The organism is Pseudomonas sp. AP42 (genome assembly GCF_001728935.1).
Lineage (GTDB): Bacteria > Pseudomonadota > Gammaproteobacteria > Pseudomonadales > Pseudomonadaceae > Aquipseudomonas > Aquipseudomonas lactis.
Genome location: NZ_LYSO01000008.1, coordinates 89,634 through 105,419 on the forward strand (window position 1 = coordinate 89,634; position 15,786 = coordinate 105,419).

At 59.8% G+C, this 15,786-nt stretch carries 12 protein-coding genes; 7 read left to right on the top strand and 5 right to left on the bottom strand.

What is annotated here, in order from left to right:
- Window positions 1–235 precede the first annotated feature (235 nt).
- A complete protein-coding gene (gene gbcA / locus A7K61_RS05160) occupies window positions 236–1,531 on the bottom strand; it encodes a glycine-betaine demethylase subunit GbcA (RefSeq protein ID WP_032894948.1) in 1,296 nt (431 codons plus the stop codon).
- 282 nt (window positions 1,532–1,813) lie between these two features.
- On the opposite strand from gbcA, the gene gbcB reads away from it, so the two are divergent.
- Window positions 1,814–2,914, top strand: a complete 1,101-nt coding sequence (gene gbcB / locus A7K61_RS05165) for a glycine-betaine demethylase subunit GbcB (RefSeq protein ID WP_014720237.1) — start codon at window positions 1,814–1,816, stop codon at window positions 2,912–2,914.
- A 3-nt stretch (window positions 2,915–2,917) separates the two neighbouring features.
- On the opposite strand, the gene A7K61_RS05170 is transcribed toward gbcB, so the two are convergent.
- On the bottom strand, window positions 2,918–3,733 hold the full coding sequence (locus A7K61_RS05170) for a nitrilase-related carbon-nitrogen hydrolase (protein ID WP_057710280.1): 816 nt from the start codon (window positions 3,731–3,733) through the stop codon (window positions 2,918–2,920).
- Window positions 3,734–3,735: 2 nt separating this feature from the next.
- A complete protein-coding gene (locus A7K61_RS05175) occupies window positions 3,736–5,166 on the bottom strand; it encodes a cytosine permease (protein WP_139129461.1) in 1,431 nt (476 codons plus the stop codon).
- A gap of 282 nt (window positions 5,167–5,448) precedes the next feature.
- On the opposite strand from A7K61_RS05175, the gene A7K61_RS05180 reads away from it, so the two are divergent.
- Window positions 5,449–7,266: an FAD-dependent oxidoreductase gene (locus A7K61_RS05180; protein WP_069557093.1), complete on the top strand. Its 1,818-nt coding sequence runs from the start codon at window positions 5,449–5,451 to the stop codon at window positions 7,264–7,266.
- A gap of 70 nt (window positions 7,267–7,336) precedes the next feature.
- Here A7K61_RS05180 and A7K61_RS05185 read toward each other — a convergent pair whose 3' ends face one another.
- Together A7K61_RS05185 and A7K61_RS05190 are read right to left on the bottom strand one after the other, a co-directional pair.
- A complete protein-coding gene (locus tag A7K61_RS05185; RefSeq protein ID WP_044271814.1) occupies window positions 7,337–7,537 on the bottom strand; it encodes a hypothetical protein in 201 nt (66 codons plus the stop codon).
- Between the two features lie 193 nt (window positions 7,538–7,730).
- Window positions 7,731–8,771, bottom strand: a complete 1,041-nt coding sequence (locus A7K61_RS05190; RefSeq protein WP_003194862.1) for a low specificity L-threonine aldolase — start codon at window positions 8,769–8,771, stop codon at window positions 7,731–7,733.
- A gap of 90 nt (window positions 8,772–8,861) precedes the next feature.
- On the opposite strand from A7K61_RS05190, the gene A7K61_RS05195 reads away from it, so the two are divergent.
- The 5 genes from A7K61_RS05195 to A7K61_RS05215 all read left to right on the top strand — a co-directional run bounded on the left by A7K61_RS05195 (window position 8,862) and on the right by A7K61_RS05215 (window position 15,709).
- Window positions 8,862–9,590: a TraX family protein gene (locus A7K61_RS05195; RefSeq protein WP_069557094.1), complete on the top strand. Its 729-nt coding sequence runs from the start codon at window positions 8,862–8,864 to the stop codon at window positions 9,588–9,590.
- Between the two features lie 260 nt (window positions 9,591–9,850).
- Complete coding sequence (gene glyA / locus A7K61_RS05200) at window positions 9,851–11,104, top strand: serine hydroxymethyltransferase (protein ID WP_003194857.1); 1,254 nt, start codon at window positions 9,851–9,853, stop codon at window positions 11,102–11,104.
- Between the two features lie 22 nt (window positions 11,105–11,126).
- Window positions 11,127–12,377, top strand: coding sequence for a sarcosine oxidase subunit beta (locus A7K61_RS05205; RefSeq protein WP_003176546.1), 1,251 nt, complete (start codon window positions 11,127–11,129; stop codon window positions 12,375–12,377).
- A 15-nt stretch (window positions 12,378–12,392) separates the two neighbouring features.
- A complete protein-coding gene (locus A7K61_RS05210; protein WP_003194855.1) occupies window positions 12,393–12,695 on the top strand; it encodes a sarcosine oxidase subunit delta in 303 nt (100 codons plus the stop codon).
- Entirely contained in the window at window positions 12,692–15,709 is a 3,018-nt protein-coding gene (locus tag A7K61_RS05215; protein ID WP_069557095.1) for a sarcosine oxidase subunit alpha, read from the top strand. Before A7K61_RS05210 ends, A7K61_RS05215 begins: the two co-directional genes overlap by 4 nt.
- Window positions 15,710–15,786: the final 77 nt, after the last annotated feature.

Below are 15,786 nucleotides of genomic sequence, written 5' to 3' on the forward strand. Positions count from 1 at the left end.
TTGATTTAATTTGCGTGCACAGCGTACTTGCCCACAATTGCTGTGGGTGGCTTTGTGGATAAGTTGTTGGGTAAAGGCTGTAGGGCAGGGCGCTAACGGCTTGTAGGAGCGAGGGGGACGCCTAGTTCTTGCTCGCGAAAAACGTCAACGATAACGCGTGCTTCCTGGATAAACACGGTGCCTGTGAGTTTTTCGCGAGCAAGCTCGCTCCTACAGTGTGATCCATAGGTGTCAGTTATTCGTGTGCTGCCACACCTTTGAGGTACGGCGCCGGAGCAGCGCCCAGGTTGCTCAACATGCGCTCGCTGTACCAATCCACAAAATTAACCACGCCAAACTCATAGGTCTTGGAGTAAGGGCCTGGCTGGTAGGCGGTGGAGTTGATCCCGCGCTGGTTCTCTTCGGCCAGGCGGCGGTCCTGGTCGTTGGTGGCGTCCCACACCTGGCGCATGCGCTCCACGTCGTAGTCCACGCCTTCCACGGCGTCCTTGTGCACGATCCACTTGGTGGTGACCATGGTTTCCTGGGCGCTGATCGGCCACACGGTGAACACAATGATGTGGTCGCCCATGCAGTGGTTCCAGGAGTGGGGCAGGTGCAGGATGCGCATCGAGCCCAGATCCGGGTTCTTGATGCGGCCCATGAGCTTGGCGCAGCCTTGTTTGCCATCCAGGGTCATCGACACAGTGCCCTTGAGCAGCGGCATGCGCACAATGCGGTTACGCAGGCCGAAGCTGGCGTGGGCGTAAGGGATCTTTTCGGCATCCCAGGCGGCAGCGGAAGCGGCCACGTGATCCTTGAACGCCTGGTCGGCGCGCGGGTCGGTAACGTCGTCCCACTCCAGCAGGGTTTTCAGCAGTTCGGGGTGTGACGCGTTGCAGTGGTAGCACTCGCGGTTGTTTTCCAGCACCAGCTTCCAGTTGGCTTTTTCGAACAAGGTGGTCTGGATCGCCACCTTGGTGTTCTCCATGTCGTAGGGTTCCATGTAATGGCTGAGCGTCGACAGGAAGTCATCGATGGCCGGTGGGTTTTCGGCCAGGCTGATAAAGATGTAGCCACCAGCAGTCTTCACGTTCACCGGCTTCAAACCGTACTGCTTCATGTCGAAATCGGCGCCCATCTCGGTGCCGGCGAACAGCAGGCGGCCGTCCAGCTCGTAGGTCCACTGGTGGTAGTGGCAGACCAATTTGGCGACCTTGCCCTTGTCGCTGGTGCACAAGCGTGAGCCACGGTGGCGGCAGACGTTGTGGAACGCATGCACCACGCCGTCGGCCCCTCGGATCACGATGATCGGGTTCTTGCCCACTTGCAGGGTGAGGTAGTTGCCCTTGGTGGGGATTTCGCAGGTCATGCCGGCGATCAACCACTCTTTCTGGAAGATCTCCTGCATGTCGATATCGAACAGCCGCTCATCAGAGTAAAACGGCTGCGGCAGCGAAAAAGTGCGCTCGCGCTCTTGCAGCATTTGCGCGGTGGCCTTGCGTGCGGGTTCCAGCGGATCGCCCAAGCTTAAGGTTGCGGTGACGTCCATCGTGTGTGTCCTCATGGCCATTCTGTGTGGCCGGCGAATAGTGGCTACGGTTGGTGCTGTGCAAGGCGTAAAGAACGCGTCTTTGTTGGGAGCGAGTGTGGGCCCGGCGTCACGTCGAACCTTATCCATGGGCGACATGGCCCAATCTGATCCCGACGCGCAAGCCCCTGTCTTTGGGGGCTGGTCGCCGTAAGTATGTGAATGTCGCAGATAGGTAAATGGGTGGTTCTCGCGTTACGCAGAATCGCCACCATAAGGCCGACGTCGGCGGTGGAGAACAACATGTCCAATAATTTCCTGAATCCGGTAACCACCCAGACCTGGGCCAATGGTCGGCACATCGTCCGCTGCGTCAAAGTCATCCAGGAAACCTGGGATGTGCGCACCTTCTGCTTTATGGCCGATCAGCCGATCCTGTTCTTTTTCAAGCCGGGGCAATTCGTCACCCTGGAGCTGGAAATCGAAGGCCAGCCGATCATGCGCTCGTACACGATTTCCAGCTCACCGTCGGTGCCTTACAGCTTTTCGGTGACCATCAAGCGCGTACCCGGCGGCCGGGTTTCCAACTGGCTGCACGATACGTTGCACGAAGGCCAGGAGTTGGCCGTACACGGCCCCGTCGGGCTGTTCAATGCCATCGACTTCCCAAGCCCTAAAGTGCTGTACCTCAGCGGTGGGGTCGGGATTACGCCGGTGATGTCCATGGCGCGCTGGTTCTACGACACCAACGCCAACGTCGACATGACCTTTATCCACAGCGCCCGCTCGCCCAAGGACATCATCTATCACCGCGAGCTGGAGCACATGGCGTCGCGGATCGACAACTTCAGCCTGCACCTGATTTGCGAAAAACACGGCCTGGGTGAGCCCTGGGCCGGGTATCGCGGCTATCTGAACCACAAGATGCTGGAGCTGATGGTGCCGGACTTCCTGGAGCGCGAAGTGTTCTGCTGCGGCCCTACGCCGTACATGAACGCAGTGAAGCGTTTGCTGGAAGTCGCCGGTTTCGACATGACCCGTTATCACGAAGAATCCTTTGGCGCGACACCACCGGAAGCCCGTGCCGATGCGGTGGAGCAGGCCGAGCAAGCGGCGGATGCGCCGGAGATCGACCTGGCGGACCTGCATCAAGTGGAATTTATCGCGTCCGGCAAGAGCATTCGCGTGGCGCCGGGGGAGACCGTGCACGCCGCGGCCGCCAAGCTCGGCCTGCTGATCCCCAAGGCCTGCGGCATGGGCATCTGCGGTACGTGCAAGGTGATGAAGCTGGGCGGCGAGGTGGAGATGGAGCACAACGGCGGGATTACCGAAGAGGACGAAGCCGAAGGCTACATCCTATCGTGCTGCAGTGTGCCCAAGGGTGACGTGCGGATTGAGTTCTGAGGGTCAGTACAAGCCCGGTCGGCGGTCTTGGTGAACGTGGTTATGCTCGCTGATAAACTTGTTCCTGGCCTCTGCCAGTGGCAACTGAGCGACTAACCGCTGTTCGCGTTGGTGGGAGGCTGCGCCAGCCAATGGGTAGCCGTCGGCATCGACGATGGTCGAGCCGCCAACCCAGTTGACGCCGCGCTCCTCGCCGTAGCGGTCGCAGGCGGCAATGAACATGCGATTGACGGCAGCGTTGGCTTGGAGGCGGACAATTTCTCCCGGCCGCTCGCCAGCCGGACGCGGACCCTCTGGCCAGTTCACCGGAGCGCATAGCAGGTCGGCGCCGGCCAAGGCTGCAAGGCGGACCCACTCCGGCAGTTCGAGGTCGTAGCAAACCATTGTGGCGATCCGCCCGACTTGGGTGTCGACGACAGGAGGCGGTTCGGTGCCCGGCGTGAAGATCAGCTTTTCCCGATTCCATAAGTGGCCTTTGCGATACACCGTCAGCCGGCCTGCGGGTTGGACCAGCGCAACGCTATTGGCGACTCGCCCAGCGCTCAGACGCTCACAGAAACCGGCGACGATGATGATATCCAGTTCATTGGCCAGGGCACGCCATAGGCTCAGCGTTGGGCCGTCATCGGCCTCGGAGGCCGCATACGCCTCCTCGCGATTATCGAAGGCGTACCCGCTTTGCATCAGTTCCGGCAGAACGATGACTTGCACCGCGAGGGCGCTTGCGTCACGGATCGCGCTCTCACTGAGCGCCCTGTTGTAATCAAGGTCGCCAATACGGGGCGCCAGTTGATGGCAAGCAACCGTTGCCAATGTCATGGCTATTTCCTCTCTAACAGGCGTTCACTGGCCTTAATGGCACGGGCCTCGCGGGCGTGGTCGATGCCGCGGGCCATGATGCAGTAGGTGGTGGCCGACACGACCAGGCCCACCACGAATGCAATGTCAGCTCCGCCCAGCCACAGTGCCGCCGGCCCTTGGTAAAAGCCCAGGGACATGAACGGGATCATCGCCGCGATGCCCAGGAAATAAGCGGTGAGCCCTGTACTTGACCAGCGGCGGTAGATGCCGGCTGGGTTAAACAGATCGCTGATTGCGTAGCGCCCTTTTCGTACTGCGTAGAAATCCGCCAGGTTCACCGCCGTCCAGGGCACGAGGAAATACAACATCATGAGTACGAAGTTATTGAAGCTGTGCAGATAGCTTTGCGGGATGCTCAGGGCGATTCCAAAAATCACGGCGGCCACTAGGCTGATGCCAATGATTCGACTTTTCAGGCGAGGCTTTATCGAGATGAACCCATCAATGGCACTGATCCCGGTGAGCATCGCGCCATAGCAGTTGACCGCCATGATGCCGACCAGCGCGGGTACTGCGATCAGCACGGTAAAGGTGCCAAATCCCGGAAGCAATTGATTGCCCACGGCCTGCACGCTGCCGATGGCATCGGGTGAGGGCAGCGCCGAGGCGAGAAAGGCTCCCAGCGACATCAGCCACAGCGCCGAGCCGGCAGCGCCCAGGTACGTCCAGCCAATAACACTGCGCGACGGCGTGTTATAGGGCAGGTAGCGCGAGTAGTCCGAGACGTAGACGGCATAGCTGATCTGGTAGCCCGCCGCGGCTGAAAGCTGAATCAGAAACGCCGACCAGGAAAAATGAGCGTCGACCACCGCCGTGTCGGCCTGCAAGGTCATCACGGCAGCCACCGTCAGGACCGCGAACACGCTGATCATCACGTAGGTCAGCCAGCGTTGCACGGTGTGCAACAGGTCATGGCCGATCACAGCGATCACCACGGCCAGGATGATCATCAAGGCATACCACGGTGTCCGATTGCCGGGCAGCACGGTATTAATGGCGTCTGTGGCGAGAATCACGTTGAACACGTTAAAACCGATGTACACGAAGACCACCGCGATAAAGGGCACGATTGCCCCGCGCAAGCCGAATTGCGCCCGCGACTGAATCATCTGCGGCAAGCCCATGCGCGGCCCCTGGTTGGCGTGGAAGGCCATCGCGAACGTGCCAAGGCACACGCCGATGACAATCGCCAGGATGGCGTAGACCAGGCTCAACCCCAAGGCTGCGCCGGTAAACCCGGTGACCATGGTAGTGAGTACGAAGTTACCGGTGAACCAGAACGGCGCTTGATGCCAGACTTTGCCGTGGCGTTCATTGCGCGGCACATAGTCAATGGAACGGGTTTCTATTTTCAGCGCGGGACGGGGAGCTGCCGCTTGGTCGCAGGGCATGTTCATAGGTTTCACGATCTGTTTTTATTGAGTGATCGATGAAGAGTCTTACAAGCAAATGTACGATTGAATCGGTATTTGCAAATAATCACTTCAGAAATCTCTGAACTGAGTGCGCAAAACCTTGCAGAAGTGAGGATTGGCTGATATCGGACTTTCTTATTCCCAAGCGATATAGAGACAATTCCTACAATCTTCTACGCTGATGAACGAACGCGTCGTTGTCGCCCTTAGTAATAGAGCAGTAGGTGGACGTCCTTTATCCAGCCAAGGATGCTCGACATGTCTGCTATCCCTTCTCGTAGTAAAGGCGCTGCGCGCTTACTGACCGATGATGTCACCGCGCTTATCCCCGATTTTCCTTTTCACTACGCCCGGTTCCTCAACCAGGCTGCCAGCAACGGGACGGCGTTGGCGCAGGTTTCCAACAGTGCCCACGGCAGCAAGGTCTTGATCGTGGGGGCTGGCGTCGCCGGCCTTGTCGCGGCTTATGAAGCCCTGCGCATGGGTTTGCATCCCGTGGTCGTGGAGGCCAGTCATCGCATGGGTGGGCGATTCTATTCCTATGTAGTGGGCGACCCACAAGACCCGGCCAACAGTGTTATCTGCGAAATGGGGGCCATGCGTTTTCCCGTTTCTGGCAAGGCGCTGATGCACTATTTCGACAAGGTCGGCATGAGCGCCAACTCGGCGGATTTTCCCAACCCAGGCTCGGCTGCAACTCTCAGTACGGTGGTCGACTATCAACACAAACAGGTCTATTACGAAGGCAAGAATTTGCCCGATGAATACCTGGAAATCGAGCGTAAGTTGTTTGAGGTTTTTCTGGAACAGGCCCCGATCCATTTCACTGAAATGGAAGCGGCAATGTCCGAGGGCAGCGTTGACCAGGCGAAGATCAAGACGTTGTGGAATGCGATTCTGGATGCAGGTTGGGACAATCTCAGCTTTTTTGCCGCCATGGTGGAACAGGCCGGTTGGAGTCGGGAGGACATCGACCTGTTTGGCCAGATCGGGTTTGGGACGGGAGGGTGGAATACCGACTATCCGAACTGCTTTCTAGAGGTGTTACGGGTGTTGTACACCGGCCTGGATACCAACCACAAGTTGATGTACGACGGCTCTACCGAACTGCCTTGTCGGTTATGGGCGCGCAGCCCGGATGCGATGGGCGACAGCATGGCCCACTGGCCTTCGGGCACTACCGTCGCAAGCCTGAGCGCTCAAGTCATTCCCCAGGTTTTCGGGCAGGAGGTGCGGCAGATCATAAGGCGCCAAGACGGCGAGTTCGACGTGTACATCTTTGATCATAACCAGGGGGGCGAACGTCAATACACCTTCCCTGCCGTGATCTACACACCCCAGAAGCGGATTCTGGACAAATTTCGCTATATGAGCGGCATCGATCATTTCAACGCCATGAATAGCCTGCTGTCCGTCAAGGAATGGGAAGCGGTGATGTACACCCACTACATGCAGTCGGCCAAAATATTCGCCCAGACCAAGCGACCTTTCTGGACCGATATCGGGGTGGACCATCAGTACAAGATGAGTGTGACCTTGTCGGACCGGATTACCCGTGGCACTTACCTGTTGGATTACGCGGCGAGTCAAGGCGCCTACAAGGGCAGCGGAATGTTTTTGTCTTACACCTGGAACGACGACAGCCTCAAGTTCATGGGGGATCGCACGACGCCGTTGCCTTCCCATGCTGCACTATGTTCGACCTTGTTGGACTCGGTGTATGCCCACCACCAACTGGACCTTGCAGCGGAGTTCGGCATGACCGATCCCTTTGTGGAAATCAACTGGGAAGAGCAGCCGTTTTTTCTTTGTGCTTTCAAGATGAATCTGCCGGGGCAGTACGAATACCAGCGCCTGTTGTTTTCGCAGTTCATGAACGGTGTGCATAGTGGGAACCCGGATGGGTTCATTATTGCTGGAGATGATGTGTCTTTCACTGGCGGTTGGGCAGAGGGCGCGGTGACGACAGCCCTGAACGCGGTTAATAAACTGGCGGTAAGGTTCGGTGGCGGCACCTTTGTTGGTAACCGTGGCCCCATTGATGAATGGGTGGCGCTTCAGCCAAAGGCATTGTAGGAGCGAGCTGAGGGCTGCTTCGGTACCGCGCCGGAGGTCATGAGGCTCCGACGCGGTCCTCAGTTAATGATTACTGAGCGTAGACCTGCACCACAAAGTGTTGGCCAGATGCTGTCAGTTCATAGACTTTGTCGTAGATCCTGAGCGTCCTGGATGGCTCGCGGATGGTGTCGCCGACTTTGGCGCTTTTCCTGAACTCATCCCAGTCGATAACAGTGGTGGTGGTAGTACCATTGTTCAGCACGGTGTTCACGTTGCTTTGATATTCCATGATTAAGCTCTCCATTGATTTACCTTTGCCGCCGATTATTCGGCTGGCGGTGAAACCCGAAAGGGGGCAGATATCGCTGCGTTTTCCTTGCGGGTAACAAGAGGCTAGACAATAAAAACGAGCTGTATTGCTGTCAGAAATATCAAAAAACAGTCTCGGCGATCGGCCAGTACGGACTGGCCGAGTTCGTACGTTAAGCGTTCATGACTTCCCGAATATCGGCAGCCAATTCCCTTACACGCTCTTCCTCGGTATCCCACGCACACATGAAGCGCGCACCGCCTTTGCCGATGAAGGTGTAGAAGCGCCAGCCCTTGGCGGTCAGCGCTGCAATCGCGGGTTCCGAGAGCTGCAGGAATACGCCGTTGGCCTGTACCGGGAACATCAATTCCACGCCGGGAATATCCGCCACCAGGCTGCTCAGCAATTGCGCGCAATGGTTGGCGTGGCGTGCATGCTTGAGCCAGGCGTCGTTTTCCAGCAGGCCCACCCATGGCGCCGAGAGAAAGCGCATTTTCGACGCCAACTGACCGGCCTGTTTGCAGCGGTAGTCAAAGTCTTCAGCCAGTTTGTGATTGAAGAACAGGATGGCTTCACCCACCGCCATGCCGTTTTTGGTACCGCCAAAGCACAGCACGTCCACGCCGGCTTTCCAGGTCAGGTCGGCCGGTGAGCAACCCAGGAATGCACAGGCATTGGCGAAGCGTGCGCCGTCCATGTGCAGGTTCAGGCCCAGCTCCTTGCAGGTGGCGCTGATGGCGCGGATTTCTTCGGGGGTGTACACGCTGCCGACTTCGGTGGCCTGGGTCAGGGTGACTACGCGGGGTTTGGGGTAGTGGATATCCTGGCGCTTGAGGGCGATCTCACGGATCGACTCCGGGGTCAGCTTGCCGTTTTCGGTGCGGGCGACGAGCAGTTTGGAGCCGTTGGAGAAAAACTCCGGCGCGCCGCATTCGTCGGTCTCGACGTGGGCGGTTTCCGAGCAAATCACGCTATGGTAGCTCTGGCACAATGAGGACAGCGCCAGGGAGTTGGCGGCCGTGCCGTTGAAGGCGAAGAACACCTCGCAGTCGGTCTCGAACAGATTGCGGAAACCGTCGGCGGCGCGGTGGGTCCATTCATCATCGCCGTAGGCGCGTTGATGGCCCTGGTTGGCTTGTTCCATGGCGGCCCAGGCTTCCGGGCAGATGCCGGAATAGTTGTCACTGGCAAATTGTTGGCTCTTGTCGGTCATGGCCCGTTCCTGTGGTCGATGTTGGTGCGCACTTTACCCAAGATTGCCGGGGGCGCGCACGCACTGTAAATGCAAAGTCGTTGGGGAATTATGCACGGTACTCAAACCCTGCCTGTCGGACCTGTCCGAGATGGCGCTTTGGATCTGCTCAAGTGGCTGGCGCTGTTGAGTATGGTGCTCGATCATCTGCGCTATGTGGGGCTGAGCCTGGATGGGCTATACGTGCCGGGGCGCCTGGCGTTTCCGTGGTTTTGCCTGGCGATTGCGGCCAATTTGCATCGCGTCCGTTACGCCCCGGTGACCGGCCATTGGCGCTACTTGGGTTGGTTGCTGCTGTTCAGCGTGATCAGCGAGGTGCCGTATCGGATGTTCATCGAAGATGCCGATACCTTGAACGTGTTGCCGACCTTGGCGCTGGGCTTAATGGTTGCCCGAGGTTGGCAGCAAAAGGCGTTGGTTGATCGAGGATTGGCGCTGATCGCCGTCACAATGGCGGCCGTGTTCTCACACCAGTTGATGTTCGGTTTCTTTGGTGTATTGCTGCCGCTGGCGATATTGCTGGTGTTTCGCCGGCCCTGGTATTTCAGCGGGCTGCCGGGTTTAGTCTGTGTCGCCGCCAATCAGTGGCAGATTCTGCTCAATAGCGGCACGCCTGTGGCGTTGTTGGGGTTGGCTGCATGTCTGAGTGCGCCGCTGGCTGGGTTGATCTTACTACGGCACGCCCGGAGCGCTGCGCCACCAGCAATGCGCCGCTGGGCCTATGCCCTTTATCCGCTTCACTTCCTCCTGCTGCTGCTCCTTCGCAAGCTCATCGCCTAACCCTCCTGTAGGAGCGAGCGTGCTCGCGAAAAACGTCAACGATTACGCGTGCTTACTGAATAAACACTGCGCCCATGAGTTTTTCGCGAGCAAGCTCACTCCTTCAAATTGTCAGGCCTGCCAATATCATTCGTTCGGCCATGTCGTAAACGCACCTTTGCGTGGCGTGCGCAGGCATTTGGCCCGCACGCGCCAGCCCTACCATCGCATCAAAGGGCCCTGCGAGGGCCTCAACAATACGAAAGGCTGGGAGAGACGCGATGTTCAGCAAACAAGACCAGATTCAGGGATATGACGACGCACTGCTGGCGGCGATGAATGCCGAGGAGCAGCGCCAGGAAGACCATATCGAGCTGATCGCGTCGGAGAACTACACCAGCAAGCGCGTGATGGAAGCTCAAGGCAGCGGCCTCACCAACAAATACGCCGAAGGCTACCCGGGCAAGCGCTACTACGGTGGCTGCGAGCATGTGGACAAGGTCGAAGCCCTGGCTATCGAACGCGCCAAGCAGCTGTTCGGTGCCGATTACGCCAACGTGCAGCCGCACTCCGGTTCCTCGGCCAACAGCGCCGTGTACCTGGCGCTGATCAATGCCGGCGACACCATCCTGGGCATGAGCCTGGCCCACGGCGGTCACCTGACCCACGGCGCTAAAGTGTCGTCCTCGGGCAAGCTGTACAACGCGGTGCAATACGGCATCAACACCGACACCGGCTTGATCGACTACGACGAAGTCGAGCGCCTGGCGGTCGAGCATAAGCCGAAGATGGTCGTGGCGGGCTTCTCGGCCTACTCCAAAACCCTGGATTTCCCACGCTTTCGTCAGATCGCCGACAAAGTAGGCGCGCTGTTGTTCGTCGACATGGCCCACGTTGCCGGCCTGGTTGCCGCTGGCCTGTACCCCAACCCGCTGCCCTACGCCGACGTGGTCACCACCACCACCCACAAAACCCTGCGCGGTCCACGGGGCGGCCTGATTCTGGCCAAGGCCAACGAAGAAATCGAAAAGAAACTCAACGCCGCGGTATTCCCCGGCGCCCAGGGCGGCCCGCTGATGCACGTGATCGCCGGCAAGGCCGTGTGCTTCAAGGAAGCGCTGGAGCCTGGCTTCAAGGCTTACCAGCAGCAAGTGATCGATAACGCCCAGGCCATGGCCGAAGTGTTCATCAAGCGTGGCTACGACGTGGTCTCCGGCGGCACCGACAACCACCTGTTCCTGGTCAGCCTGATCCGCCAGGGCCTCACCGGCAAAGAGGCGGACGCCGCCCTGGGGCGCGCCCACATCACCGTCAACAAGAACGCGGTGCCGAATGACCCGCAGTCGCCGTTCGTGACCTCGGGCCTGCGCATCGGTACCCCGGCGGTGACCACCCGTGGCTTCAAAGTGCCGCAGTGCGTAGAGCTGGCCGGCTGGATCTGCGACATCCTCGACAACCTCGGCGACGCCGATGTCGAGGCTAACGTGGCCAAGCACGTGTCTGCCCTGTGCGCTGATTTCCCGGTTTATCGCTGAGCGCGGTTTTGGAGTAATGACTATGCAACGCTACTCAGGCTTCGGCCTCTTCAAGCACTCCCTCAGCCATCACGAAAACTGGCAGAAGATGTGGCGCACGCCGACCCCTAAAAAGGTCTATGACGTAGTGATCGTCGGTGGCGGCGGGCATGGTCTGGCGACCGCCTATTACTTGGCCAAGGAGCACGGCATCACCAACGTGGCCGTGGTCGAGAAAGGCTGGCTGGGCGGCGGTAACACCGCGCGCAACACCACCATCGTGCGTTCCAACTACCTGTGGGACGAGTCGGCGCACCTGTACGAACACGCCATGAAACTCTGGGAAGGTTTGTCCCAGGACCTGAACTACAACGTGATGTTCTCCCAGCGTGGCGTGTACAACCTGTGCCACACCCTGCAGGACATCCGTGATTCCGAACGCCGTGTGAGCGCCAACCGCCTCAACGGCGTGGACGGCGAACTGCTGAATGCCCAGCAAGTGGCCGACGAAATCCCGTATTTGGATTGCTCGAAGAACACCCGTTACCCCGTACTCGGCGCCACCGTGCAACGGCGCGGCGGCGTGGCCCGTCACGATGCCGTGGCCTGGGGCTTTGCCCGTGCCGCCGATGCCTTGGGCGTGGACTTGATCCAGCAGACCGAAGTGATCGGTTTTCGCAAGGAAAACGGCGTGTGCATCGGTGTGGAAACCAACAAGGGCTTTATCGGCGCCAAGCGCGTCGGTGTGGTGACTGCCGGTAACTCCGGGCACATGGCTTCGCTGGCGGGCTTTCGCCTGCCGATCGAATCCCACCCGCTGCAAGCCCTGGTGTCGGAGCCGATCAAGCCGATTATCGACAGCGTGATCATGTCCAACGCGGTGCACGGTTACATCAGCCAATCCGACAAGGGCGACCTGGTGATCGGCGCCGGTATCGACGGCTACAACGGCTACGGCCAGCGTGGCTCGTACCCGGTGATCGAGCACACCATCCAGGCCATCGTCGAGATGTTCCCGGTGCTGTCGCGGGTGCGCATGAACCGCCAGTGGGGCGGCATCGTCGACACCACGCCGGATGCCTGCCCGATCATCTCCAAGACCCCGGTACCGAACATGTTCTTCAACTGCGGTTGGGGTACGGGCGGCTTCAAGGCCACCCCAGGCTCAGGCAACGTGTTTGCCGCCAGCCTGGCCAAGGGTGAAATGCACCCACTGGCCGCCCCTTTTTCCATCGACCGTTTCCACAACGGTGCGCTGATCGACGAACACGGCGCTGCGGCCGTCGCCCACTAACAGGAGAAATTCCCTATGTTGCATATCTTCTGTCCTCACTGTGGCGAACTGCGCTCCGAAGAGGAATTCCACGCGTCCGGCCAAGCGCACATCCCGCGCCCGTTGGACCCGAATGCCTGCACCGACGAGCAGTGGGGCGACTACATGTTCTTTCGCGACAACCCGCGCGGCCTGCACCACGAACTGTGGATCCATGCCGCCGGTTGCCGCCAGTATTTCAACGCCACCCGCGACACCGTCACCTACGAAATTCTTGAAACCTACAAGATCGGTGAGAAGCCTCAGTTCACCGCCAAGGCCTCTGGAGAGAAGGTATGAGCCAGATCAATCGCCTGTCCAACGGTGGCCGCATCGACCGTAATAAAGTCCTGACGTTTACGTTCAACGGTCAGAGCTACAAAGGCTTTGAAGGCGACACCCTGGCCGCAGCCCTGCTGGCCAACGGCGTCGACATCATTGGCCGCAGCTTCAAGTACTCGCGCCCACGGGGCATCTTTGCCGCAGGCGCCGAAGAGCCGAACGCGGTGCTGCAGATCGGCGCCACCGAAGCCACGCAGATCCCCAACGTGCGCGCCACCCAACAGGCGCTGTACCAGGGCTTGGTTGCTACCAGCACCAACGGCTGGCCGAGCGTGAACAACGACATGATGGGCATTCTCGGCAAGGTCGGCGGCAAGCTGATGCCGCCGGGCTTCTACTACAAAACCTTCATGTATCCGCAATCGTTCTGGATGACCTACGAGAAGTACATCCGCAAGGCGGCGGGCCTTGGCCGTTCGCCCACCGAGAACGATCCGGACACCTACGACAACTTCAACCGTCATTGCGACGTGCTGGTGGTCGGTGCAGGCCCATCCGGCTTGGCAGCGGCACTGGCGGCGGCGCGCAGCGGTGCCCGCGTGATCATCGCCGACGAGCAAGAGGAATTTGGTGGCTCGCTGCTCGATTCCCGTGAAAGCCTCGACGGCAAGCCCGCCACTGAATGGGTCGCCAGCGTCATTGCCGAATTGAAAGCCCTGCCGGACGTGGTGCTGCTGCCCCGCGCCACCGTCAACGGCTACCACGACCATAACTTCCTGACCATTCACGAACGCCTGACCGACCACCTGGGTGACCGTGCGCCGATTGGCGTGGTGCGTCAGCGTATCCACCGCGTACGTGCCAAGCGGGTGGTGCTGGCTACTGGTGCGTGCGAGCGTCCGCTGGTGTACGGCAACAACGATGTGCCGGGCAATATGCTCGCAGGTGCGGTGTCAACCTACGTGCGTCGTTATGGCGTGGCACCGGGTAAAAAGCTGGTGCTGTCGACCAACAATGACCATGCCTACCGCGTAGCGCTGGACTGGTTCGATGCGGGCCTCACCGTTGTCGCGGTGGCCGATGCGCGTCACAACCCACGCGGTGCACTGGTGGAAGAAGCCCGCGCCAAAGGCATTCGCATCCTCACCGGCAGCGCCGTGATCGAAGCCCGTGGCAGTAAGCATGTGACCGGTGCCCGCGTGGCAGCCATCGACGTCAAAGCGCATAAAGTCACCAGCCCCGGCGAGTGGCTGGACTGCGACCTAGTCGCCAGCTCCGGCGGTTACAGCCCGGTGGTGCACCTGGCCTCGCACCTGGGCGGCAAGCCGACCTGGCGTGAAGATATTCTCGGGTTTGTACCGGGCGAAGCACCGCAAAAACGCGTGTGCGTGGGCGGCATCAACGGTGTCTACGGCCTTGGCGATTCCCTCGCCGATGGCTTTGAAGGCGGCGTGCGTGCGGCCAGCGAAGCCGGTTTTGCCCCGGTTGAAGGCACGCTGCCAAAAGCCTTGAGCCGTCTGGAAGAACCAACCCTGGCGCTGTTCCAGGTGCCCCACGAAAAAGCCACTGCACGGGCGCCCAAGCAATTTGTCGACCTGCAGAATGACGTGACCGCCGCCGCCATCGAACTGGCCACCCGCGAAGGTTTCGAATCGGTCGAGCACGTCAAACGCTACACCGCGCTGGGCTTCGGTACTGACCAGGGCAAGCTGGGTAACGTCAACGGCCTGGCCATCGCGGCCCGTTCGCTGAACGTGACCATCCCCCAGATGGGCACCACCATGTTCCGTCCCAACTACACGCCGGTGACCTTCGGCGCCGTAGCGGGCCGTCACTGTGGGCATATCTTCGAGCCGGTGCGCTACACCGCGCTGCAAGCCTGGCACGTCAAGAACGGCGCCGAGTTTGAAGACGTCGGCCAGTGGAAACGCCCGTGGTATTTCCCGCGCAACGGTGAAGACCTGCACGCCGCGGTGAAACGCGAATGCCTGGCGGTGCGTGACAGCGTCGGCCTGCTGGACGCCTCCACCCTCGGCAAGATCGACATTCAGGGCCCGGATGCCCGCGAGTTCCTCAACCGCATCTACACCAACGCCTGGACCAAGCTCGACGTGGGCAAGGCGCGCTACGGCCTGATGTGCAAGGAAGATGGCATGGTCTTCGACGACGGCGTGACTGCCTGTCTGGCCGACAACCACTTCCTGATGACCACCACCACTGGCGGCGCCGCCCGCGTATTGCAGTGGCTGGAAATCTACCAGCAGACCGAATGGCCGGACCTCAAGGTGTACTTCACCTCGGTCACCGACCATTGGGCAACCATGACCTTGTCGGGCCCCAACAGCCGCAAGCTGCTCAGTGAAGTCACCGACATTGACCTGGACAAGGACGGCTTCCCGTTCATGACCTGGAAAGAAGGCCTGGTGGGCGGCGTGCCGGCGCGGGTGTTCCGTATCTCGTTTACCGGTGAGCTGTCGTATGAAGTCAACGTGCAAGCCGACTACGCCATGGGCGTGCTGGAAAAAATCGTCGAGGCCGGCAAAAAGTACAACCTGACCCCGTACGGCACCGAGACCATGCACGTACTGCGCGCCGAGAAGGGCTTCATCATCGTCGGGCAAGACACCGACGGCTCGATGACCCCGGACGACCTGAACATGGGCTGGTGCGTCGGCCGTACCAAACCGTTCTCGTGGATTGGCTGGCGCGGGATGAACCGTGAAGACTGCGTGCGCGAAGAGCGCAAGCAGTTGGTGGGGCTCAAGCCGATCGATCCGAATGTGTGGCTGCCGGAAGGCGCGCAGTTGGTGTTCGATCCGAAGCAGACGATCCCGATGAAGATGGTGGGGCACGTTACCTCAAGTTATGCGCATAACTCCCTGGGCTATTCGTTTGCCATGGGTGTGGTGAAGGGCGGCTTGAAGCGCATCGGCGAGCGAGTGTTCTCGCCGCAAGCGGATGGCAGCGTGATCGAGGCCGAGATTGTTTCATCGGTGTTCTTTGACCCGAAAGGCGATCGCCAGAACATCTGATCGACCGAGTCGCCTGCATCGCAGGCAAGCCGGCTCCCACATTTGGAATGTATTGTCCTGTGGGAACCGGGCTTGCC